At 64.7% G+C, this 22,499-nt stretch carries 18 protein-coding genes and 1 pseudogene; 13 read left to right on the top strand and 6 right to left on the bottom strand.

The window, feature by feature from the left end:
• Nucleotides 1-2 precede the first annotated feature (2 nt).
• From sucD to B133_RS0111700, 5 genes are all read left to right on the top strand, one after another.
• Nucleotides 3-875 carry a succinate--CoA ligase subunit alpha gene (sucD, locus tag B133_RS0111720; protein WP_018601277.1) on the top strand — a complete coding sequence of 291 codons (873 nt, stop codon included), beginning with the start codon at nt 3-5 and terminating at the stop codon, nt 873-875.
• A gap of 54 nt (nt 876-929) precedes the next feature.
• Nucleotides 930-2,069 carry a calcium/proton exchanger gene (gene cax, locus B133_RS0111715; protein WP_051088051.1) on the top strand — a complete coding sequence of 380 codons (1,140 nt, stop codon included), beginning with the start codon at nt 930-932 and terminating at the stop codon, nt 2,067-2,069.
• A gap of 32 nt (nt 2,070-2,101) precedes the next feature.
• Complete coding sequence (locus B133_RS0111710; protein ID WP_018601275.1) at nt 2,102-3,745, top strand: NAD-dependent malic enzyme; 1,644 nt, start codon at nt 2,102-2,104, stop codon at nt 3,743-3,745.
• Nucleotides 3,746-3,829: 84 nt separating this feature from the next.
• A complete protein-coding gene (locus B133_RS0111705; RefSeq protein WP_026256296.1) occupies nt 3,830-4,723 on the top strand; it encodes a universal stress protein in 894 nt (297 codons plus the stop codon).
• A 188-nt stretch (nt 4,724-4,911) separates the two neighbouring features.
• Nucleotides 4,912-6,168, top strand: coding sequence for an SLC13 family permease (locus tag B133_RS0111700; RefSeq protein ID WP_018601271.1), 1,257 nt, complete (start codon nt 4,912-4,914; stop codon nt 6,166-6,168).
• A gap of 10 nt (nt 6,169-6,178) precedes the next feature.
• On the opposite strand, the gene B133_RS0111695 is transcribed toward B133_RS0111700, so the two are convergent.
• The 4 genes from B133_RS0111695 to B133_RS0111680 form a co-directional block, all read right to left on the bottom strand.
• Complete coding sequence (locus B133_RS0111695; protein WP_018601270.1) at nt 6,179-6,418, bottom strand: hypothetical protein; 240 nt, start codon at nt 6,416-6,418, stop codon at nt 6,179-6,181.
• 35 nt (nt 6,419-6,453) lie between these two features.
• On the bottom strand, nt 6,454-9,369 hold the full coding sequence (locus tag B133_RS0111690) for a UPF0182 family protein (RefSeq protein ID WP_018601269.1): 2,916 nt from the start codon (nt 9,367-9,369) through the stop codon (nt 6,454-6,456).
• A 189-nt stretch (nt 9,370-9,558) separates the two neighbouring features.
• Complete coding sequence (locus B133_RS0111685; protein WP_018601268.1) at nt 9,559-10,662, bottom strand: DUF2235 domain-containing protein; 1,104 nt, start codon at nt 10,660-10,662, stop codon at nt 9,559-9,561.
• A gap of 84 nt (nt 10,663-10,746) precedes the next feature.
• On the bottom strand, nt 10,747-11,718 hold the full coding sequence (locus B133_RS0111680; RefSeq protein ID WP_018601267.1) for an NADPH:quinone oxidoreductase family protein: 972 nt from the start codon (nt 11,716-11,718) through the stop codon (nt 10,747-10,749).
• A 187-nt stretch (nt 11,719-11,905) separates the two neighbouring features.
• Here B133_RS0111680 and B133_RS0111675 point away from each other — a divergent pair, with 187 nt between their 5' ends.
• Both B133_RS0111675 and B133_RS0111670 read left to right on the top strand, forming a co-directional pair.
• On the top strand, nt 11,906-12,838 hold the full coding sequence (locus B133_RS0111675; protein ID WP_018601266.1) for an alpha/beta fold hydrolase: 933 nt from the start codon (nt 11,906-11,908) through the stop codon (nt 12,836-12,838).
• 473 nt (nt 12,839-13,311) lie between these two features.
• The gene (locus B133_RS0111670) at nt 13,312-13,671 is read left to right on the top strand and encodes a DUF4345 family protein (RefSeq protein WP_018601265.1); all 360 of its coding nucleotides are present in this window, start codon (nt 13,312-13,314) and stop codon (nt 13,669-13,671) included.
• A 157-nt stretch (nt 13,672-13,828) separates the two neighbouring features.
• Here the strand turns inward: B133_RS0111670 and B133_RS0111665 are convergent, their stop codons facing one another.
• A complete protein-coding gene (locus tag B133_RS0111665; RefSeq protein WP_018601264.1) occupies nt 13,829-14,968 on the bottom strand; it encodes a phosphotransferase family protein in 1,140 nt (379 codons plus the stop codon).
• Between B133_RS0111665 and B133_RS22730 the strand changes: the two are divergent.
• The 6 genes and pseudogenes from B133_RS22730 to B133_RS0111635 form a co-directional block, all read left to right on the top strand.
• Nucleotides 14,961-15,282 (top strand): annotated as a pseudogene (locus B133_RS22730) (helix-turn-helix domain-containing protein); the annotation flags it as partial. The gene B133_RS0111665 and the pseudogene B133_RS22730 overlap by 8 nt on opposite strands.
• A gap of 67 nt (nt 15,283-15,349) precedes the next feature.
• Nucleotides 15,350-16,048 carry a PIG-L deacetylase family protein gene (locus B133_RS0111655; protein WP_018601263.1) on the top strand — a complete coding sequence of 233 codons (699 nt, stop codon included), beginning with the start codon at nt 15,350-15,352 and terminating at the stop codon, nt 16,046-16,048.
• Nucleotides 16,049-16,096: 48 nt separating this feature from the next.
• Nucleotides 16,097-17,134 (top strand): zinc-dependent alcohol dehydrogenase family protein, encoded by a 1,038-nt coding sequence (locus tag B133_RS0111650; protein WP_018601262.1) that lies wholly within the window; start codon nt 16,097-16,099, stop codon nt 17,132-17,134.
• Nucleotides 17,135-17,186: 52 nt separating this feature from the next.
• Nucleotides 17,187-18,611, top strand: coding sequence for a DUF2252 domain-containing protein (locus tag B133_RS0111645; protein WP_026256294.1), 1,425 nt, complete (start codon nt 17,187-17,189; stop codon nt 18,609-18,611).
• Between the two features lie 158 nt (nt 18,612-18,769).
• Nucleotides 18,770-20,266 carry an FAD-dependent monooxygenase gene (locus B133_RS0111640; RefSeq protein ID WP_018601260.1) on the top strand — a complete coding sequence of 499 codons (1,497 nt, stop codon included), beginning with the start codon at nt 18,770-18,772 and terminating at the stop codon, nt 20,264-20,266.
• The gene (locus tag B133_RS0111635; RefSeq protein ID WP_018601259.1) at nt 20,263-20,859 is read left to right on the top strand and encodes a TetR/AcrR family transcriptional regulator; all 597 of its coding nucleotides are present in this window, start codon (nt 20,263-20,265) and stop codon (nt 20,857-20,859) included. The genes B133_RS0111640 and B133_RS0111635 overlap by 4 nt, the downstream gene beginning before the upstream one ends.
• A 73-nt stretch (nt 20,860-20,932) precedes the next feature.
• Here the strand turns inward: B133_RS0111635 and nuoN are convergent, their stop codons facing one another.
• On the bottom strand, nt 20,933-22,498 hold the full coding sequence (gene nuoN / locus B133_RS0111630; protein WP_026256293.1) for an NADH-quinone oxidoreductase subunit NuoN: 1,566 nt from the start codon (nt 22,496-22,498) through the stop codon (nt 20,933-20,935).
• Nucleotide 22,499 lies beyond the last annotated feature (1 nt).

Below are 22,499 nucleotides of genomic sequence, written 5' to 3'. Positions count from 1 at the left end.
CGATGTCGATTTTTCTCAACAAGGCCAGCCGGGTTCTGGTGCAGGGTATTACGGGTTCCGAAGGCCTCAAGCACACCCGGCGCATGGTGGCCGGCGGCACCAATATCGTGGCGGGTGTGACCCCGGGCAAGGGTGGTCAGGAGGTCGACGGCATACCTGTCTTCTCGACCGTCGCCGATGCCGTACAACATACCGGTGCCGACGTGTCGGTGGTGTTCGTACCGCCTCGGTTCACCAAAGGCGCAGTCCACGAGGCGATCGATGCAGGGATACCGCTGGTGGTGGTGATCACCGAGGGTGTTCCGGTGCGAGACACCGCCGAATTCGTCCAGCACGCAGCCAATTCCGGCGTCACCCGCGTGATCGGACCGAACTGTCCCGGCTTGATCAGCCCCGGCCAATCCAACGCGGGCATCATTCCTTCCGACATCACCAGTGCGGGTTCCATCGGCCTGGTGTCGAAGTCGGGCACCTTGACCTATCAGATCATGTACGAGCTCCGCGACATCGGTTTCTCGTCATGCATCGGGATCGGTGGTGACCCCGTAGTCGGCACCACCCATATCGACTGCATACAAGCATTTCAAGATGATCCCCAAACCGACCTGATCGTCATGATCGGCGAGATCGGTGGAGATGCCGAGGAACGTGCCGCGCGCTACATCGCCGAGCACGTCACAAAACCGGTGTTCGGCTACATTGCCGGATTCACTGCCCCCGAAGGCAAGACCATGGGACACGCAGGCGCAATCGTATCGGGATCATCCGGCACCGCCTCGGCAAAGAAAGCCGCGCTCGAGGCCATAGGTGTCAAGGTCGGAAAGACTCCATCCGAGACGGCTGCGTTGGTGCGCGCTGCGGTGAGTCCCGGCTGATCGCGGGGCCCATCGAAAAGCGAGTCCTCGTGGACGAACTGCCGAAGGGATACGATGACGAGTTCTGTGACGCCGACCACTGAGCGCCCTAAGCCGTTTCTGCTGACGGGGGAGGGCTGGCCGTACCTGCTGGTGCCGTTGATCCCGGTCGCGATCCTGCTGGAATTCATGCACGCCGACGCGGTAGCCGTGTTCGCCGCATCCGCGCTCGGCGTGATACCGACGGCAGCGCTGATGGGCCGCGCGACCGAGGAGCTGGCGGCCCGCTCGGGTCCGGGGCTGGGTGCTTTGCTCAACGTGACATTCGGTAATGCCCCGGAGCTGATCATCGCGCTGTTCGCGCTGGGCGCCGGGCTGCACGAGGTGGTGAAAGCCTCGATCGTGGGGTCAATCCTGGGCAACATCCTGCTGGTTCTCGGCGTCTCGATGCTGGTGGGCGGAAGGAAGCGAGACCGGCAGCACTTCGAACTGCGGGCGGCCACCGCCCAGTCGCTCATGCTGTTGCTTGCGACGGTCGCACTGATCATGCCGGCGATATTCGAGTTGGTGGCCGGGGATGGGTTGCCCAATCCTAGAGCTAAGGCGATACAGTTTCCCCCCGCCCTAGAGGCATTGTCGGTCGGCGTCGCAGTGGTGCTGTTGGTCTCCTACGCGGCGGGGTTGCTGTTCTCCCTGAAGACCCACGCGCACTTGTTCAACCCCGCCCACGACGAACCCGATCACGGCGGTGAGCCATGGCCCGTAGGCAAGAGCGTGCTCATGCTGGCCATTGCGGGTGCGGCGGTGGGCTGGATGTCAGAGATCCTGGTGCACTCCATCACCGAGGCATCGGAGACTATCGGGCTCTCACCGTTTTTCGTCGGCGTCATCGTCGTGGCGGTCGTCGGCAATGCCGCCGAGCACTGGGTTGCGGTGTATTTCGCTTCCCGCGACCGGATTGGCATCTCCGTCAACATCGCAGTGGGGTCCGCCGCCCAGATCGCACTGTTCGTCGCCCCGGTGCTGGTGCTGGCGTCGTTTGTGATCGGACCGTTCCCGATGCCCTTGGTGTTCAACGGGTTCGAGATCGGTGCGATCTTCTTGGCGGTCATCATCGGCAACGAGGTCACTCAGCGCGGTGAATCCACATGGTACGAAGGCCTGCAACTGCTTGCCATCTATGCGGTGCTCGGACTCACCTTCTACTTCGTATGACGCTGCCCCAACTCAACGAATGAAGAGGTGAAATGACCGGCACACCGCACGTTCCCGTCGCTTTGTCCGTTCCGAGTCTCAATCGTGGGGTGGGGTTCACCCACGAGCAGCGGCAGCAGCTCGGGTTGACGGGCAGGCTGCCCTCCGGTGTGTTGACGCTGGACCAGCAGGCCGAGCGGGTGTGGCGCCAGTTGCAGGGAATGGCAACGGATATGGCGCGTAACCTGGCTCTTGATCAGCTGCGCTATCGCCACGAGATCCTGTTCTTCAAGGTGCTTTCCGAGTATCTGACCGAGCTGATGCCGGTGGTATACACCCCGACGGTTTCCGAGGCCATCCAGCGATTCTCCGGCGAATACCGTGGACAACGGGGCATCTACCTCTCCATCGATCATCCCGATGAGATCGCAGAATCCTTCGAAACTCTTCGCCAGGGGCCGGATGACGTCGACTTGATCGTGTGCACTGATGCCGAGTCGATCCTGGGTATCGGTGACTGGGGTGTGGGCGGCATCCAGATCAGCGCCGGGAAACTTGCTCTCTACACCGCAGGCGGTGGCATCGATCCACGCCGAACCATCGCGGTGTCACTCGATGTCGGCACCGATAACGAGCAGCTCCTCAATGATCCGTTCTACGTGGGCAATCGTCATCCGCGCCGGCGCGGCGCCGAATACGACGAGTTCATCGAGCGCTACGTGAAGATCGTGCACCGCCTGTTTCCGCACGCCATGCTGCATTTCGAGGATTTCGGTGCGGCGAACGCCCGCGCAATCCTCGACCGGTACTCATCGGAGTACTGCGTGTTCAACGACGACGTCCAGGGCACCGGCGCGGTGATAATGGCAGCCCTGTACGCCGGGCTGAAGGTCACGGACGTCCCGATGACTGAGCAGACCGTGGTGGTGTTCGGCGCGGGGAGTGCCGGGATCGGGATCGCCGACCAGATCTGTGACGCGATGGTCGCCGCCGGGGCTACCGCAGAGCAGGCGGCGGCCCGCATCTGGCCGATCGACAAGCAAGGCTTGTTGTTCGACGACATGGACGGGCTACACGAATTTCAAACGCCCTATGCCAAGAACCGACAGCAGCTCGGGTTCACGGCGGATCGGCGGGTGGACCTGCTCGAGGCCGTCAAGCTGGCCAGCCCGACCATTCTGCTGGGCTGCGCGAGCGTGCCTGGCGCCTTCACTCGCGAGGTCATCGAGGCGATGGCAGCGGGTACCGAGCGCCCACTGGTCTTCCCGATCTCGAACCCGACTTCTCGCATGGAGGCCACCCCAGACGAGGTGATCACATGGTCGAACGGCCGTGCCCTGGTGGCGACCGGTTCACCCTCGCCCCCAGTGCAATACGACGGCGTTACCTATACCGTCAGCCAGGCCAACAACGTCCTGACATTCCCCGGAATCGGCCTGGGAGTGGCCGTGTCCGGTGCCACCCGCGTGACCAACCGAATGCTCGACGCTGCAGCCAAAGCCGTTGCTCGCCAGTCTGACCCAACCACACCCGGCGCGGGTCTGCTGCCCAGCGTCGCCGATCTGCCGGCCATATCGACGGCAGTCACGGAGGCGGTGTATCACGCGGCGGTCGCCGACGGCGTGGCCAGAAAGACCTACGACAACATCAGCCACGCTATCGAGGGCATTCGGTGGCGCCCCAGCTACGACGACTGATGTGCCGAACATGTGCGGCAGCCAGGAATCACGTTCATTGCCAGAGCGACCCGACGATGCTGCAAACGAAAGGTTGACCAGGAAATGACGATTCTTGTTGGATACCCCACTGGCAGACGCGCCAAGTCGGTGCTCAGCCTGGCCGGCATGCTCGCTCGATCCAGCGGCGAGGACGTGGTGGTCTGCATCGTCGCGGTGGATCCTCGGATGCCGGGCGTCGCCCGAGATCCGGGTTTTCGCTCATACGTCGACGTGTTGGTCCACACTGCCGAGACGCGGGCCCGCGAGGACATGCCCAAGGACGTGCCTGCACAGTTCGTCAGGTTCGAAGCCCGGTCAGTGCCCAGCGGGCTGGTGCAAGCTGCCGAACAATACGCTGCGAGCACCATCGTGGTCGGCTCCGCAATGGGGCCAATAGAGCAAGTGACCCTCAGCAGTTTTGCTGATCGATTGCTGTACAGCTCACCGGTTCCCGTTGCGGTCGCGATCCGCGGCTTTCGGACAGCCGGCAACGTGAAGCGGGTGACACTCGCCTTCAGCGGCGGTGAGCAGGGCAGCCTACAGGTCGCGGCGGCCGCAACGCTGGCCAATCATTTCGGTGCGGACCTGCGATTGGCCTCGTTCGCCGTGCACATGACGCCACCGGATGTACTCCGGGATCATTTCGAATACTCGACTGTCCTCGACCAGTGGATCAATGGCATGCGCGCCGCTGCCGCGGACGCCATCAAGGCCGATGCCACGACAGCCCGGCGGGATCCGGAACTTGTCATCGGCAAGGGTGAGAATTGGGAGGATGCCATTGACGACATAGATTGGAGCCCAGGAGATCTCATGGTGATCGGGTCCAGCGAGGCTGGACCGATAGCACGCGTGTTCCTGGGGTCGGGGGCTGCCAAGATCGTGCGGCACTCGCCGGTTCCCGTCCTGGCCATTCCCCGGACCGCCGCGAAGGAACTCGCAGAGGAAGGTTACTAGCGCCTCGGCGGGAAGCTGGACGCCGTTGCGGTCTGCGATCAAATATGTTGCAGTACAGGTAATTACGACGTAACACTCAGCTGGCGCACAGGTGCATGAAATGAGCACGCAATCAACGTGATCGGTATAACCTCCGGAGGAAATCCGCAGGTGATCCAGAGCGCGTGTCTACGACGAGGAGGCCACCGATGTCGTCGGCCCAAATCCTATCCATAGCACTGCTTCTCGTCGTACTGATCGTGGCGATCTGGCGGCGGATGAACATCGGTGTGCTCGCGCTCGCCGCGGCCCTGCCCGTCCTGGCCGTGTCGGGCCTGAACCCGACGACGATGTACACGACATTCCCCGGCAGCATCTTCGTGCTCATCGCCGGCGTCTCCCTGCTCTTCGCGCACCTTGAACGCAGCGGCGCCCTCGCGCATGTCGTGGAGAAAATCTACGCCACTGTCGGTGACCGTGAGGCGCTGCTGCCATGGACCGGCTTCCTCATCGCCGGTGCGCTTTCCACGGCGGGTGCCTTCTCCACGGCGCCCATCGCCTTCCTCGTGCCAATGGTCGCCCACCTCGGTGAGCGCTACCGCCGCAGCTTCTATCTTTGCGAGCTCGCCGTCATCATCGGGGCCAATAGCGCCGGACTCTCACCGCTCAACCCCACCGGCGCCGTCGTGCGCACCGCCGCGGACAAATTCCACGTGCACTACTCCGGCTGGGGACTGTGGGCGGTTTCCGTCGCGGTCGCGGTCATCGTCGTCATCGCCCTCCAGCTCATTCTCGCCCTTCGAGCGCAGCGCGGACAGGCCTTCGTCGTATGGCCCGCACCACCACTGGCCGAGTCCTCGGAGGGGCAACAGCATCACAAGACCTACGCCTGGTGCTCGGGTCTCTCCCTCATCCTGTTCGTCGTCCTCGTCGTCGTCCCCAAGACAGATGTCGGTGTGACGGCCATGTGTTTGGCTGCGCTGCTCCAGATCGTCTTTCATCCCAAGGAGCATGCGCTGCTCGCTCGGATCCCGTGGAACAGCGTGCTTCTCTTGTGCGGCCTGCTCACCTACCTCGGGCTCATGGAAAAGATCGGCACCATGGACTCGATCGAGAAGGACCTCCAACACCTCGGCGCCGGGGTCCTGCTCATTTTCGTCCTGGCCTACACGACGGCGTTCTTGTGCAACATCGAGAGCTCGACCCTTGGAGTCCTGGGGCTGATGATGCCGCTGGCGTTCACCGCCTTCGGCGGGTCACCGGGGGTGTTCTGGGTCATCGCGGCCATCTGCGCACCGGCTGCTCTCATGGTCATGAACCCCATCCACGTGGCCGGCACCCTGATCATCGGCAACAGCGCTGTCAAACACCAGGACATGCTGTTCCGCAGGCTCCTCGGGCTCGCCCTGGCACTCGCCGTCATCGTCCCCGGAATATTGGCCGGCGTCGCGGCCGCCGCAAGCTGATGTCGAGTGTTTACGGCGACGCGATCGGCGAAGCCTGGGCTCTGCCGCACGCGATGTCGAGTCGATAGTGGGCGAGCCGGTGCAGCAGTTCGGGGAAGGCTTTGGGCTGCACCTGCCCGTAGAGATCGCAGATGGCTTCCACCACAATGCGGGTCACGAGTTCAGGTGGCAGCAGCCCGTCGAACTCCGTTGCCAGCCGTGCGGCGACGTCCTGAGCCGGCTGGACCGCATCCAGTGGCTTGGTCTTCATATGGTGTGCCTTCTTGGGTGTGCGAGCAGTGGTTACTATCCGCCCGTGTTTTCTTGGGCGTTGACCGCCTTTTCGAGGCGCTCGAGAACCGCGCGTAACTCCGTGAGTGCTTCTTTGAGTTCAGTCGCTGTTCGAGGTGAGCCGCCCGTGGCCGGCGGCGCGGCTGCGGGCGGGGGAGACTGCGGCCGCGGCATATCCGGTGGTGGTGTCGCGGCGGCGTCGCCACCGGGGGCGGTCGCTGCGCGCCCAGCGCCGGGGCCGAATACTTGATCGAGGGCTTCGGCCAGCGTTGGGGCGTAGCCGATTCGGACGCCGCCGTCGGCACGGGGTTCACGCAAGCCGACCAGCACCCGGGACAGCTGTGGGAATGTCGAGCTGTGGGGTGTGGTCGGAATGCGCTCGGTATAAAGAGGTTCCACGTAGAGCACGCCGCCGTCGGCGATCGGCAGTGTCAGGAGGTTGCCGTAGTGGATTCGGTTGGATCGCTCCAGCAGGGTGCGCTCGGAGGCGACCCGAGTGTCGGAGATCATCGAGTTCTGGATCTGTTGCGGGCCTTGCGTCAGCGTATCCGTCGGTAGTTGCAGCACGCTGATCTTGCCGTAGTTCTCCGGATCGGAATACACCGAGATGTAGGCCGACAGGAATTCCCTGTTGTACCCGACCATCGCGCTGGCCAGCCGGAACGACGGTTGCGCGCTCTGCTGGTCACCGATGAGGACGTGGAACGGTGGCTGCGGTTCGTCGGACTCGGTGGTCGGATCGCTGGGCACCGACCAGAAGGCGTTGGTGGTGAAGAACTCTCGAGGTTCGTCGACGTGGTATCTCGCCAAGATCTCCCGTTGGATCTTGAACAGATCCTCGGGATAGCGGAAATGCGCGCGCAGTTCGTCAGACACCTTGTCTGCAGATTGCACGACACCGGGGAAGGTGTGCATCCATGCGCGTAGCACGGGATCGTCGTGGTCGACTTGGTAGAGCGTCACGGTGCCGTCGTAAGCGTCGACGGTCGCCTTGACGGAGTTGCGCACGTACCCGATCGGTGCGCCGGGTCGAGTGATGCCGCCGGCGCCGGTCACCGGTCCTTGCAGCGAGCTGCGCTGCGCGTAGGGATACCGCTCCAGGGTCGTGTATGCATCGACAATCCAGACGACGCGTCCATCGACCACTGCCGGATAGGCATTGGTGTCGGTGGTCAGCCACGGGGCCACGCGCTGCACACGTTCCTTCGGGTTCCGGTAGAGGATCAGTTTCGATTCCGCACTGATCGCGCGCGAGAACAAGATGTTGCGTTCAGCGAACTTGGCGGCGAACAACGTGCGGTTGAGCCAGTTGCCGATCGGCACGCCACCGGCACCGGTATAGGAGTACTTCGAGGTGTCGGTGTCGTACTCACGGGGCGGCGCATCCGGCGGTCCACCGACTATCGCATAGTCCGGATCCGCCTCGGCGATCACTTCGCCGAAGTAGATGCGTGGTTGGTCGACCCGGATGACCTGTCGATCGGACCCAAGAGAGGCGATGTCGCTGATCGTGTAGATCGGGTAGCCACTGTTGCTGTCCGAGGGTTCCGAGGTGTTCGGGGCGTCACGGACCGCCGCATTCACCCGATTCGCCGGTGCGGCAACGAAACCGTTGCCGTGGGTGTAGACGGTATGCCGGTTGATCCAGTCGGTCTGATTCCCGGTCAGGCTGTCCGGTGACAGTTCGCGGACGCCGACGATGTAATCCCGTAGCTGACCGTCGATGTGATAGCGGTCGATGTCCAATTCGGCTGGGAAGCTGTAGAAATTCTTGAGCTGCTGTTGCTGGGTGAACGTCCTGGAGAGCACATTGGGGTCGAGCAACCGCACATTGGCGATGGTGGTGACGTCCGCGGCGACGTCACGGGGGTCTTTGGTCCCGATGCCGGGATAGTCGTGGTATTCGACCCAGTCGCTGCCGAGCCGGTATGCGTCACGAGTCGCGGCGATGTTGCGTTCGATGTAGGGGCGCTCGACGTCGGCTGCGTTGGGCCGCACCGAGAATTGTTCCATCACCAGCGGCCAGGCGCCGCCAACCAGAACTGATGACAGCACGAGCAGCGCGATCGCCATCGCCGGAATCCGCATGTCCCGCAGGAAGATCACCGCGAAAACCGCCAACGCGCACAGCGCCGCTATCGCGAGCAAGACGAGCTTGGCCGGTAGCTCGGCATGGATGGCGGTGTAACCGGCACCGGTGAACGTCGGTTCTTTGTGGGTGCTGAACACCAGTTCGTAGTGATCGAGCCAGTACGCGACAGCCTTCAGCAGGATGGCTGTGCCGGCCAGCACCGCGATCTGAATCCGGGCGGGCTGCGTGAGCGTACCCTTGCCGGCGGTCAGTCGGATGCCACCGAAGAGGTGGTGCGTCACCACATTTGCCACCAACGCCAGGCATACGGCGACGAAAAGCCAGTTGAGTACGAATCGGTAGAAGGGTACGTCGAACACGAAGAAGGCGATGTCGCGCCCGAATTCCGGATCGGCGATACCGAAGGGTTCACCGTGCAAGAACAGTTGAGCCGTGACCCAACTGGTCTGCCCGACCAGACCGCACAGCGCCGCGATCGCCGATGCGACGCCCCATGACAGCAAGCGTGGCCGGCGCATTGCGAGGGCCCGATACAGCGTGGCCGGGTCGTTGTCGCGCTGGGTGGGGGCGAAGATCAGCCGGGTGCGATATGCCAACGTCATCGCCAGCAGAACGCTGCCGCCGACGAGCAGGGTCACCGCGACGAAGAGCGCCACCCGTGTCAACAGAACGGTGATCCAGACGTTGCGGAAACCGACTTCTCCGAACCACAACCAGTCGACGTATGAGTTCAGCAGCCGAGGAACGACAAGCAGAAGTACGACAACGGCGACAGCTGCGCTGATCAGGATGCGGGCCCGGTTGGACACCGCCGGTCTGTCGGTCGGACCGTTCTGCATGTGCTACTCCGAAGTTCGAGACACCTTTCCCAAATCGGTCATCTCCGCCGGGGCGGCAGAGCAACTTGGTGTGAGGCCAGTCTTCTCGGTAGGACGGTCGATCACCATCGGGTCCGACACCCATTCATGCCGGGACAAGACCTGTATGCCCCGGTGCAGATACCCGAGCGGGCCGTGCCCAGCACGGTGTCAGCGCCGCAGGTACCGCACCGGCATCGTGCGTGGACTGCCTTCGACGAAGCCGAGCGTGGTCGTCGCGGAGGGCGCCAGCGCACGACTGCGCGTGAGCGCGCTCGATGCGACGTACTCGGTGTCGGGATCGGTGGCGCCCGGCCGGCGGATGTACCGCGTGATCAGCCGGTATATGCCGGTTCGGGTCTGGTGCTGTTTGCCGAACGCGTCGGGGTACACCTGCGTCTGGGTGCCGAGGGTTTCGTCCTCCGGGGCCGGCGGCACCATGCTTGGCGGGCGTTGGTGGAACGCCGTGGGATAGAAGGCCAGGCCGTAGTCACGCGCACAGCTCACCATCCACAGCAGCGCAATGTCGCTCAGGTCGTGTTCCGGATAGCCGCCGCCGACGTCGGAATGTACCCCGGAGAACCAGACCTGTTCCACCCGTTGATTTTTCGGGGGATCTGGCTGATGGGCCCACAGTGTCGGCCGGAACGGGCCGCGCATCTCGTCGATGGCCAGTGCCTGGAAGGCCGCGTCGACGTAGCTGCTCAGGTCCGTGTCATGAAACGTCCATCGGTTATTCGCCAGTTTGGCGAGGCCGAACCCAGTCACGGGAATTCCCAGTGCACCGACCGTATCCCAGACGCCGATGAAACGGATCCTGGACTCGTACGAGAATGACCGTCGGAACAGGGTCGACTCGGTGCTCCGCGGATGTGTCTTACTGGTTCGGTCGCGGTAGAGCGTGTAGGCCTCGCCGATCCTGTTGGCATGCTGCGGTCTCAGGATGCCGGCATTGCGGACGAATCCCACGGCACTGCGCACCGTGAAGGCGCCCCGGCTGAACCCGAAGAAGAATAGTTCGTCGCCCGGGACGTAATTCTCCACCAGAAACCGGTAGGCCTCGATGATGTTGTGCGACAGCCCGTATCCGAACGTACCGCCAACGATCCGCTCACCTCGTGTGGTGCCGACACCCAGGGAATAGAAGACCCGTTGTTCGGTTCCCCTGGCGTCGTGATCGGCCACCGCGAGCGCGACCTTGGTGACGTTGGTCGGTGCCTGCTGATCGGGGGTGTTCCATGTGCCGTCGCAGCACAGCACCAAGCGTTTCGGCATGTTTCTCCCTTGCGTGGACATCTAAACGATATCCACGCAGGCGGTCATTGGTCGGCTTCTGACAGCCTGTCCTGACGCCACGATTCAGCGCAGGCGCAGCACCACCTTGCCCTTGGCGCTGCGATTTTCCAGCGACGCGATGGCCTCGCCCGCCTGCTCCAGCGGATAGACGTCGGGATCAGGTGGCAGGATCGCGCCCGAGGCCAGCAACGGCGCCAGTTCGGCCCACTGCTCGGCCACGTAGCCGGAGTGGGAGAACGCCCACGCACCCCAGCCTGCACCGACGACGTCAATATTGTTGAGCAGCAATCGGTTCACCTTGACCGTCGGGATCTCCCCGGCAGTGAAGCCGATCACCAGTAGCCGCCCACCTACGGCGAGTGACCGCAGTGAGTCGGTGAACCGATCACCGCCGACCGGGTCGACCACGATGTCGACGCCATGGCCGCCCGTCAGCTCTTTGACCGCATCGCGGAACCCCTCAGCCAGGACTACATCGGAAGCCCCTGCTGCCCTGGCGATCTCGACCTTCTCCTTGGTCGAGACCACGGCGATGGTGCGCGCGGCCCCCAGCGCGGGTGCCAGGCGCAGCGCCGAAGTGCCGATTCCTCCGGCTGCGCCGTGCACCAGGACTGTCTCACCGTCCGCCAGCCGGCCGCGGGTACGCAGTGCGAAATGCACGGTCATGTCGTTGAACAGGACGCCGGCTCCGGATTCGAACGACACCGAGTCGGGCAGGGCGAACACCCGATCGAGCGGCAACGCAACGACTTCGGCCATACCGCCGGACAGCATGGTCAGTCCCAGCACCCGATCGCCCGCGCTCACGTGAGCGCCTACGGGTGCACTGCGCACCACACCGGCAACCTCCGCGCCAGGGATGCACGGCAGCTCGGGCTTGTACTGATAGAGGCCGCGCGTCAGCAACGCGTCGGGAAATGCCACCCCTGCCGCGTGAACGTCGATGACCACCCCGTCGCCGCCGGCCGGCTCATCGATCTCGGCCACCTGTACCGCAGACGGTCCGTCGAGCCGAGTGATCTGTGCTGCGCGCATCGCGTCTCTTTCTCTGTATCGGGTCGGGACCAATTCTGCGCCTGCCGCCACGGGCGCTCTCGTCCGGTTCGGGAAACTGAGGCCAACCGCAAACGGCAATTTCGTCAAACCCCTCTTAGCTACCGGCGGGTAGGCTGACAATCAGTGCACTTCTTGAAGGCAACGACGCCGACGATCGGAGCAGCCCATGACCACCGGAGACCTTCCTCAGCTACCACCGGGACGTCCGCTGGAGGTTCGAGGCACCGACGGTGTCCGGCTGCATGCCCAGGTGTTCGGGCCGCCCGATGGTCAACCGATCGTGCTGGCACATGGCATCACCTGCGCCATCAGGGTGTGGGCACATCAGATCGCCGATCTGGCCGCCGATTATCGCGTGATCGCCTATGACCACCGTGGACACGGGCATAGCGAGACCCCACGTGGGCGACATGGCTACAGCCTCAACCATTTGGCAGCCGATCTGGATGCTGTGCTGGCCGCCACGCTCGCACCGGGAGAGCGGGCCGTCATCGCCGGCCATTCGATGGGGGGCATCGCGATCAGCGCGTGGTCGCAGCGTTACCCCGACCGGGTGTGCGAACGTGCCGCCGCTGTCGCGCTGATCAACACCACCACCGGCGACCTGTTGCGCGACGTGCAGTTGGCTCGGGTGCCCGCACCGTTGACCGCGACTCGGATCAGGGCTGCCGGGACGTTGCTCAGGACGTTCGGGGCGACGCCCATACCGCGGCTGGTCGACGTCGCCAACAAGCGGTTCGTGTGCTACCTGGCCGTGGGCCGTGACGCTGACCCGTGGGTAGCGCAATTCGTCTACGAGCTGTTCGCTTCGACCCCGGCGGCCGGACGCGGTGGCTGGGCACGGGTGCTGGTGGACAACTTGGGTTCCCGGCACATTTCGTTGCGCAATCTGGCGGTGCCCACGCTGGTGATCGGCAGCGAGCAGGACCGGTTGCTGCCCATCAACGCCTCCCGCCGGATCGCGGCGGACGCGCCCAACCTGGCCGCGTTCATCGAACTCACCGGTGGCCATTGCGCCATCCTGGAACGCCCTGAGCAGGTCAACCGTCAGCTACGGGTCTTGGCCGAATCGGTTGTCCCGCGGGAACGCGTCAGCTAGAGATCGTCATCCGGTCAGCGCTTCGCGGATCTCGGTGGCTGCACGCTGGCCGGAGCGCACGGCACCGTCGACGAACGTCCGCCGACGCGGCCCCCGACCACCGGTTCGACCGTATCGAGGAGTCCATGGTGTTCAGTCGTGCGCCCGCGGAAGCCCTGGCCCGCGAGCGTGCGTCATAGCGCGGCATGTGGTTTCACGGATGTGCTTCGTTCGGTTTCATATCGTCGATGCCAATCCACCTTGTAGCCGACAAAACCGGTGATGGTACCCAGCGTCACGATCAGGGTGAAGAACGTTTGCCGGCGCCCGACGTGGATGTCGAAGCGATCCCAGAATGACTGGCACCTCCATCTGACATGGCGGAAGGGTAGCGGTACGGGAACCGATTTGCGTGCCGGATAGTGCGGTCGCTGCGATCTCGCTACGTGGGGGTGCCATGCTGGTCTCCTGGTCATTCTGAACGGGAGGTTACCGTGGTTGTGATCATCGTCGTCGGTGTGTTCTTCGCGGGTATGGGGTTCTATGCCCTGGCTGCCCCGGCGGCTCTGCTGCGACCCTTCGGCATGGTGCCCGTCGACTCGACCGCCCGCGCCGAGGTGCGGGCGGTGTACGGCGGTTTCGGCCTGGCGATGGCCGCTGCGCTCGGCTACGCTGCCGTCACGCCGGGACAGTTGCGCACCGGGATCGTGATCACCATCGGCATCGCTCTCGCGGGAATGGCTTTGGGCCGCATCGTCTCTGCCGTGATCGACAGCCGAACCTCGTTCTATCCCAACTGGTTCTACTGCCTGGTCGAGACCCTCGCGGCGTCCGCCCTGTTCTCGGTGGCGTGATCTTTCTCCGCGAACAGCTATCCGGGCGGTTGCGGGATCTGGTCACCTAATTTTCGAGAAGACGTGTCGGTACCCCGACACGCCGCAAAACCGGTGCCGCAGCGTCTGTTCGCGGGAGAAAGTCACGGCGCGACGGTCAGCCAGTCCGGGCTAAGCACTATTCGGTCTCCTCGATCATGCTTTCCAGTAAAGGCCGGTGGTAGAACAGGGTTTCGACGTCATCGGGCTTCTCCATCTCGCCGAAGCGCACGCGACGTGCGCCGGTGCGCATGAAGGCACAGGCCCACACCACCCCGGAATAGACGTAGAACCACTTCAGATCCCCGACCTCGATGCCGGTCAGCTTGCGGTAGGTGGCGCGGACATCCTCCTCGCGCAGCACATCCGGCAGCCCGGGTAGACCAGCCATGCCGCACAGCTCTTGAAAGACCATGTGCGCGTAAATGATCCACGCTACATCGAACTCGCGAGGGCCCACCGTGGCCATCTCCCAGTCCAATACCGCGGAGGGCCGGAAATCCTGGTAGAGCACGTTGCCGATCCGCGCGTCGCCCCACACCAGCACAGACTCGCCGGCCGCGATGTCCTCGGGGAAGTGCGCTTCCAGCCATCGCAGCGCGCGATCCACGAGCAGGGATCGGCCGACGTCGGGGACAGCGAATTCGTACCAGTCCTTGAGCCAGCCGAAGTGCCTGCGCAGCGCGGTGTCACCTGGCGGGTCGGTCTCGGCAAGGAAGTCGAATATCTTCTCGGCGTTGGGAATCGCATGCAGCTTGGCCAGCACGGCAACGGTGGCGTCCTGCAACGTCCGCCGTTGCTCGGTGGCGGCATCGGCAAACCAGTTGTTGCCGAACGTATAAGGCATGACGTCGGGCGGCGCCACGCCGTCGACGCGGTCCATTAGGAAGAATGGCCGGCCGAGCACCTCGCCGGTGGGTTCCAGCCAGCGCGCCGCCGGTATCGGAACGTCGGTCAATGCGCGGGCCAGTCGCATCACGTCGAACTGCTCATCGAGTCGGTACGCCGAGAACACCGGGACATCGTCGGCGGCGGGTGCCACCCGAGCCACCCATTGCTGCTCCATGGCTTCACCGTCTTCGGTCCACCGCCCGGTCAGGATGATGGTCTCCGAGGACATTCCGTTGGAATCCACGCCGCTTTCCACGGTGATCTGCGGTATCACGCCACCCGGCATCACAGTGGAGAGCCACTGCGACATCACGGTGGGCAGCTTGCTGGTGTCCCGACTGGACCGCTGCAGGCGGTCGACGTCCTCTACGGCCCGTTCAGTGGCCACAGCTTTTCCCTCCCCGCGTGATTGCGATGCTGTCGGTAGCGTTACGAAAGCAGGCCCGTCCTCGAATGGCAAGGTCTCCGTAGCGGGACGCCCCCGAGACCCGCGCATCGATGTCGGCCTACTGTGCGCCCCCGCGGATCTTATTGTGGAAATCGGTTATTCGGCCGCCACCACGGCTGCGGTGGCCGAACGTGCACAGACCACCAAGACCGTGCTGTACCGGAGATGGTCGAGCAAGACCGAACTTGTGCACGAAGCGGCTTTTCCGCGCGGCGTCGAATGCTCTGGCTACCTCGGCCGACCTGGCTGCCGACCCCGGTCTCCATCATCGCTGGCCCGATGGTCACTTGACGTCAACCATGGTTGAGGTCTGACACTGGTGTGGTGAACGCAAAAGCCGTACAACCGTTTCCCGCGAACTGGAACACCGCACTGGTATTGGTGCCGCATCCGGACGATCCCGAGTACGGGATCGGTGCGGCCGTCGCGAAGTGGACCGCTGCCGGCAAGGACGTGCACTATGCGCTGGCCTCACGCGGCGAGGCGGGTATCGCCGGCATGCCGCCCGAACAGGCGGGGCCACTGCGCGAAAGCGAGCAGCGGCGGTCGGCCGCCGTCGTCGGGGTCCACGACGTGGTGTTCTGGGACTTCCCCGACAGCAACATTCGCGACACCGCACCGCTGAGGGCGAAGATCGCCGAGACCCTTTCGGCGCTGCGCCCCGACGTCGTCGTCACCATCTACAGCGGGTCCAGTTGGGCTCCTGATGCGCCGAATCAGCCAGATCACATCGAGTTCGCGCACGCCGTCGCGGCGGCCTTTGACAGCCTCTCCGGCAGTCTGACTGGTGCTCCCGTATGGCTGTTCGAGAACGGTCCGGACCCGACCCACTGTGAAGTGGTCGACGGCTACACCGACCTGGCGGTGAATTCGCTTGCCGCCCATGAGGTGTATTTGTCGGTGCTCGATCCGGACACGCCGGTCATCGAACAGGCCCGCAGGCAGGTCGAGATGTCGACGCCCCCGCGCTCCGAACTAGGTGGGCGAACCGTGGGCTTCATTCTGAAACGTCATCGCTGAGCGGCGATCGGGACCGGTTTCGGCGACTATCCGCCTACCATCACAACTGTGCGTGCTGTCATGTATGCCGAGGTCGGCGTGCTTCCCACGGTCGTCGAGGTGCCCGACCCTGAATGCCCGGCCGACGGGGTGATCCTCGCGGTGGCCGCGACCGGCGTGTGCCGGTCGGACTGGCACGCCTGGCGGGGCCACGATCCCGTGGAACTGCCGATCATTCCCGGCCACGAGTTCTCCGGCACCATCACAACAGTCGGGGCGGATGTGTCCGGCTGGCAGGTCGGCGAACGCGTCACCGTGCCGTTCGTAATAGGTTGCGGACGTTGCGAGTTCTGTCTGGCCGGTGATGCCCAGGTGTGCCCCGATCAACTGCAGCCCGGGTTCACCTTGCCGGGGGCCTTCGCGCAGCAGGTGGCGATACCACGCGCGCAGGCCAACCTGGTGCGATTGCCGGACAGCGTGTCGTTCGTCGCGGCGGCGGCGCTGGGTTGCCGGTTCGCCACATCGTTCCGGGCTGTCGTCACCCACGGCCAGGTACAGTCTGGTCAGTGGGTCGCTGTCCATGGCTGCGGCGGCGTCGGCCTATCGGCGGTGATGATCGCGAAAGCCTTCGGAGCCAAGGTCGTTGCCATCGACCACAGCGCGGAAGCCCTCGCAACAGCCAGCCGGCTCGGGGCCGACGAAGTGGTCAACGGGTCCGAGATCGTAGATGTCGCAAGCGAAGTCGTCCACCGGACCGGGGGAGGCGCCCATATCGGGGTTGACGCCATCGGCCATCCCGCGGTCGCGAAAGCTTCGGTGTCGTCGCTGCGCCGACGCGGTCGCCACGTTCAGGTTGGTCTGCTGCTCGGTGACGCGGCGCACACCGCCTTACCCATGGACCGTGTCGTCGCACAGGAACTCGCGATTCTCGGATCGCACGGGATGCCTGCTGTCGACTATCCGGCGATGCTGGAGCTCCTTGTGAGCGGTGTACTCGACCCGCGACGTTTGGTCACCCGTGTGGTCGGACTCGATGAGGCGGGTGCGGCATTGGCCGCCATGGATGCACCGGCAGGTCCCGGGATGACCATCGTCATGCCGGTTTGACTTTGTCCTCCTCGCGTCCGGGCCGCGTGGTGTCAAGTCGTACCATCAGCCTGTGACCAGCGCTTCGGGAAAGAACGGCAGCCATACTGTGTTGGCCGAGGCCGACAGCACCGCCTATCAGTCGCTGCGGCACCGGCCGGTGTCGCGTGCTGAGCGGTACGGGATCGGCAAGGCGCTGCGTAAGCGGGTGCCACGCCACACGCTGGCTGACTGGGATCCACCGGCCGGTCGCCCCGATCCGGTCCAATTGATCTCGATCAACCACCAAGGCCGCGTCGATCGGCTCATACCGATCCGGGTCGGCCGCATGATCGCCTCTCCGTATGGCTTTCTCCGTGGTTCGGCCGTGGTCATGGCCGAGGATGTCGCGCGCCTACCGACCACCGGCATCACCCCCGTCGTCTGCGGTGACGCGCACCTGGGTAATTTCGGGTTCTACGCGTCACCCGAACGGGACCTGGTCATCGACCTCAACGATTTCGACGAGGCCCATCCCGGGGGTTGGGAATGGGATCTGCGCCGGCTGGTGGCCAGCATCTGGGTTGCCGGCCGGCACAATGGCGCCACAGAAGAGCAGTGCGGCGCCTCGGTGCAGGCCTGTGTTGCGTCCTACCGCAGCCAGATTCGCTGGCTGGCCGACCAGCCGCTGTTTGCCCGCTCGTTTCAGCGGATCCTCGCCGACAAACTGGCCGCTGAGGCTGAAGGGCCGCTGCAAGGTGAGGTGAGCCGCGCAGCCAAGCGTGCCCGCAACCGCACGAGCGACCGGGCCCTGCCACGGTTCACCCAGGAGATCGATGGGGTGCGCCGGCTGGTAGAGGAGCCCCCGCTGATCAATCGGTTATGCGAGCCGGACGCCGAGCAGCTCGCCGAAGCGCTTGACGAGTACTTGGCCACCCTGGCTCCGCACTGGCGTCGCATGCTTGGTGGGTACACGCTCGTGGACGTTGCGCACAAGGTGGTCGGCGTCGGCAGTGTCGGACTGCGCGCCTACGTCGCGCTGCTCGAAGGTTCGACCGCTGACGACGTGATTTTCCTGCAGCTCAAGCAGGCCCGCCGGTCGGTGCTGGCGCGTTACGTGCACGGCGAATCCGCCTGGCACGCCCACCAGGGGCAGCGGGTGGTGGAGTACCAGCAGGCACTGCAGACCGTGAGCGATCCGCTGCTGGGCTGGACAAGCATGGGTGGCCGGCAGTATTACGTGCGCCAGTTCCGCAACATGAAGGGCACCATCCCGTTGGATGCCATCGACGCTGCTGCGCTCACCGACTACGCGGGCGTGGTGGGGCAGTTACTCGCCAAGGGGCACGCACGCACGAGTGGCGCGTCGATGATCGCCGGCTACATGGGCCGCTCCGATCGGGTCGACCAGGCACTGTGCCTGTTCGCCCGACGTTACGCCGATCAGACCGAGGCCGATCACGCTGCGTTGGTGGCCGCCGTGGACCGCGGGCTGCTGCCCGTCGAGCGCGGCGTCTAGCGTCGATCAGACGCGAAGCTACCCCGACGGCGCAACGTATTTCAGGCTTCCGATCGATCCCTTGGCAGGGTTCCGGACCGAACCATGATCACTGTGGCGGGCGACCGCGTCGCGGTGTAATTTAGTTACGGTACCGTTTCGTTATTTAAGTAGGGATCATGACCGATTGTGAGGTACTGATCGCCGGTGCCGGCCCGGCCGGTCTGGCAGTGGCCTGCGGCTTGCTGAGTCAGGGTGTGCCGGTGCGCATCGTCGACAAGGCCGGCGGTCCCGCCACCACGTCGCGGGCCAACTTCGTGCACGCGCGCGGATCGGAGGTGCTCGACCGCCTCGGTGCACTCGATGACTTGCCGCAACGGTCGGTGCGCGCCATGCAGATCACCACCTATCTCGGCGATAAACCGGTCATGCGGGTGCGGTTCGGAGATCCTGGAATTCGTTCAGCCGCACCACCTATGGTCATCTCGCAGGCGACGGTCGAAGCGGCACTGCGGGACAGGCTCACCGAGCTGGGCGGTGCGGTGGAGTGGTCGACACCGCTGACCGAGCTACGACAGGACGGCACCGGCGTCGTGGTGACACTCGGGGATGGAAGCACGACTCGGACGGCCTGGCTGGTCGGCTGCGACGGTGCCGCCAGCACCACACGACGCCGCGCCGGGATCGGATTCCCCGGCGTGCAACTGACCGAACGTTTCCTGCTGGCCGACGTGTGGCTCGACTGGGACCTGGACAGGTCGGGCACCACCGGCTGGATCCACCCCGATGGCATGGTCGGCGCCATGCCGATGCCCGGTGGCAGCTGGCGCATCATCGCCTACGACCCCGATCTATCCGGTGACGCGCCCGACCACGACGAGATCCTGCATCGACTGCAGCGACTGCTACCCGAGCGAACCGGCCGCGACGTGCAGGTGACGGCGGCCGAGTGGCTGTCGATGTTCATCGTGCATCGTCGGCTGGCCGACACCTACCGCCGTGGCCGGGTCCTGATCGCCGGCGACGCCGCTCACACTCATGCTCCCTTCGGCGGCCAAGGCATGCTGACCGGCCTCGGCGACGCCGAGAACCTCGCGTGGAAGCTCGGTCTGGTGGTCCAGGGTGTCGCCGACGCCGTGTTGCTGGACAGCTATGAGCCCGAACGCCGTCCACTGGCGACAGAGGTTCTGCGGGGCACCACCGCGGTCACCAAGGTGAACATCACGCAGCGGCCGGCCGGCCGGTTCATCCGCGACCGGATCGCTGTGCCACTCCTCAATCTGCCTGCCGTGCAGCGCTGGGTGACCTACCAGACGTCGCAGTTGTGGGTCAGCTACCGCAAGGGACCACTGGCCGAAAGATCACTTCCGTTGGCGCGCAAGCCCAGACCTGGCGACCGGGTGCCCGACGGGCCGTACCTGGCGCTTGATGGCAGCCCCGTTCGCCTCTACACACAGTTGCGTGGGCATTGGGTGCTTGTCGTGCCTGACACTCAATCGGCGTTGTGCAGCATCGCCCGGGCCCATCTCGGCAACCGCGTGACCATTCTGCGCCAGACCGGCCGGTCTGAGATATACCTCGTCCGTCCCGACGGCCACCTCGCTTGGCGCGGCACCGATTCCGGCCAGCTCGACAGCTGGCTGTCCCGGATGCTGGTCCGCGGACGGGTCAGATGACCGCCGGGCGTGGGCGGCCCCGTGACCCCGCAGTCGATACGGCGATCCTCACCGCGGCACTGGATCTGTTCATCGAACAAGGTATCGCTGCGATGAGTATTGAGCAGATCGCCAAGCGTGCCGGCGTCGGCAAACCGACGCTGTACCGGCGGTGGTCGACGAAAGAGGCGCTCGTTGCCGACGCGATCGAAGCGCTCGTCGTCGCCGATGTCACCTGGCCGACCCGTGACGAGATCGATACCGTACCAACGCATCAACTCGTTGAGCGGAACCTTGTGGCGACCGCCCACACCGCCGCCGATCCGCGATTCCGTGCTCTCATCGCGCAGATCTACGGCTCGGCGGTGACGCACCCGCTGCTGATGCAGACGTATTGGACGCACTACATCCAGCCGCGGCGTGAGCTGACCATCGCGATGCTCCGCCGCGCGAAAGCCGACGGCCGGATCGCGCCCGACACTGATTTGGAAGTGCTGGTCGACATGCTCGCCGGCGGCGTCACCTACCGTGTGCTGCAACCAGATCCACCGACCGCCAAGCAGATGAAGCACTACTTGGAGGCCGCTTACCGCCAGGCGGGTCTGTTGCCCTAACCGCGCGAGCAGACGCTGCGGTACTGGAAATGCGGCGTGTCCGGTACCGCAGCGTCTGCTCGCGCAGGGGAAATCAGCGCAGGAACACCTCGGCGTTGTTGGCCAGATCCAGCAGTGGCTGTGGCAGCGCGCCCAGCACGAAGGTGACCACTGCGGTGACGGCCACCACGATCATGGTCGGCCCGCTCGGCACCACCACCTCCGGCGCGTCGTCAGGAGGATCGGTGAAGAACATCAACACGATCACCCGTACATAGAAGTAAGCGGCGATCGCACTGGCGATCACGCCGACGACCACCAGTGGTATCGCGCCACCCTGGCCGGCCGCCTTGAACACCGCGAACTTGCTGACGAACCCACTGGTCAGCGGGATGCCGGCGAAAGCCAGCAGAAACAGTGAAAACACCACACCGACAACCGGATAGCGCCGCCCCAACCCGGCCCATCGGGACATGGCGGTCGCCTCCTCGCCCGTGGCGTCACGGACCAGGCCGACCACAGCGAACGCGCCAACCGTGCTGAAACCGTAGGCGAACAGGTAGAACAGCGTCGAGGACACCCCAGCCGGGTTCGCGGCGATCACGCCGGTGAGGATGAAGCCGGTGTGCGAGATGGCGGAATAGGCCAGCATGCGTTTGACGTCCGCCTGGGTGACCGCGACGACGGTGCCGATCACCATGGTCAGGATCGCCACCGCCCACAACACCGGGCGCCAGTCAGCCCGCAACTCCGGCAATGCCACGTAGAAGATCCGCAGCATGGCACCGAAGGCGGCGATCTTGGTGGCGGCCGCCATGAATGCCGTGATCGCTGTGGGCGCTCCCTGATACACATCGGGTACCCACGAATGGAACGGCACCGCACCGACTTTGAACAGCAGTCCGACCAGCAGCAGGCCGATGCCGACCAGCGCCAGCGGGGTACGGCCACTGCCCGTGGCCACCGCGTCGGCGATCCCCGGCAGTGTCAGTGTCCCGGCATAGCCGTACATCATCGCCGCGCCGTACAAGAAGAACGCCGACGAAAACGCGCCGAGCAGAAAATATTTCAGGGCGGCTTCCTGCGACAGCAGCCGACGCCGGCGTGCCAGCCCGCACAACAGGTACAGCGGCAGCGACAGCACTTCCAGGGCGATGAACATGGTGAGCAAGTCGTTGGCAGCCGGGAACAGCAGCATGCCGCCGATCGCCAGCATGGTCAACGGAAACACCTCGGTCTGCATCACGCCGGCCCGGGTGGCCAACTGCTCGGCCACACTGCCCGCAACCGCGGAAGCCTGCGGTGTGAAAGCGTCCAGACCTCGTGCGTCGCCGTCGGTTCGGCTGCCGATCTGTCGTTCGGCGACGAGCAGGATTCCGAGAATGCCGACCAAGGCAATCGTGGCCTGCTGGAACAGCGCCGGAGGATCGAGCATGACCGCGCCGAGCACGGCAGACCGCCCTGGGCTGCCGTGCAGGTCGCGCGCCAGCAGTCCCACCGCGGCGAGTGCCGCGACCAGCCCGCCGAGCGCCAAGGTCACCTGAACCGGGTAACGGCTGCGCCGAGGCGCGAAGGCCTCCACGAGGACACCGGCGACCGCCACGCCGAAGACGATCAGCATGGGTGAGAGCAAGCCGTACTCGATGCTAGGTGTCACCATG

Source organism: Mycobacterium sp. 155, assembly GCF_000373905.1.
Lineage (GTDB): Bacteria > Actinomycetota > Actinomycetes > Mycobacteriales > Mycobacteriaceae > Mycobacterium.
The sequence above is the reverse complement of the archived record's forward strand: the minus strand, read 5'-3'. Positions and strand labels throughout refer to the sequence as shown.

What these genes read in the sequence shown, in the direction of transcription:
- B133_RS0111685 (WP_018601268.1), bottom strand. Translation starts at nt 10,662, where the DNA reads ATGCCGAAACGCTTGGTGCTGTGCTGCGACGGCACATGGAACACCCCC.
- B133_RS0111680 (WP_018601267.1), bottom strand. Translation starts at nt 11,718, where the DNA reads ATGCGCGCAGCACAGATCACTCGGCTCGACGGACCGTCTGCGGTACAG.
- B133_RS0111640 (WP_018601260.1), top strand. Translation starts at nt 18,770, where the DNA reads ATGACCGATTGTGAGGTACTGATCGCCGGTGCCGGCCCGGCCGGTCTG.
- sucD (WP_018601277.1), top strand. Translation starts at nt 3, where the DNA reads ATGTCGATTTTTCTCAACAAGGCCAGCCGGGTTCTGGTGCAGGGTATT.
- cax (WP_051088051.1), top strand. Translation starts at nt 930, where the DNA reads ATGACGAGTTCTGTGACGCCGACCACTGAGCGCCCTAAGCCGTTTCTG.
- B133_RS0111695 (WP_018601270.1), bottom strand. Translation starts at nt 6,418, where the DNA reads ATGAAGACCAAGCCACTGGATGCGGTCCAGCCGGCTCAGGACGTCGCC.
- B133_RS0111705 (WP_026256296.1), top strand. Translation starts at nt 3,830, where the DNA reads ATGACGATTCTTGTTGGATACCCCACTGGCAGACGCGCCAAGTCGGTG.
- nuoN (WP_026256293.1), bottom strand. Translation starts at nt 22,498, where the DNA reads ATGGTGACACCTAGCATCGAGTACGGCTTGCTCTCACCCATGCTGATC.
- B133_RS0111675 (WP_018601266.1), top strand. Translation starts at nt 11,906, where the DNA reads ATGACCACCGGAGACCTTCCTCAGCTACCACCGGGACGTCCGCTGGAG.
- B133_RS0111710 (WP_018601275.1), top strand. Translation starts at nt 2,102, where the DNA reads ATGACCGGCACACCGCACGTTCCCGTCGCTTTGTCCGTTCCGAGTCTC.
- B133_RS0111700 (WP_018601271.1), top strand. Translation starts at nt 4,912, where the DNA reads ATGTCGTCGGCCCAAATCCTATCCATAGCACTGCTTCTCGTCGTACTG.
- B133_RS0111690 (WP_018601269.1), bottom strand. Translation starts at nt 9,369, where the DNA reads ATGCAGAACGGTCCGACCGACAGACCGGCGGTGTCCAACCGGGCCCGC.
- B133_RS0111635 (WP_018601259.1), top strand. Translation starts at nt 20,263, where the DNA reads ATGACCGCCGGGCGTGGGCGGCCCCGTGACCCCGCAGTCGATACGGCG.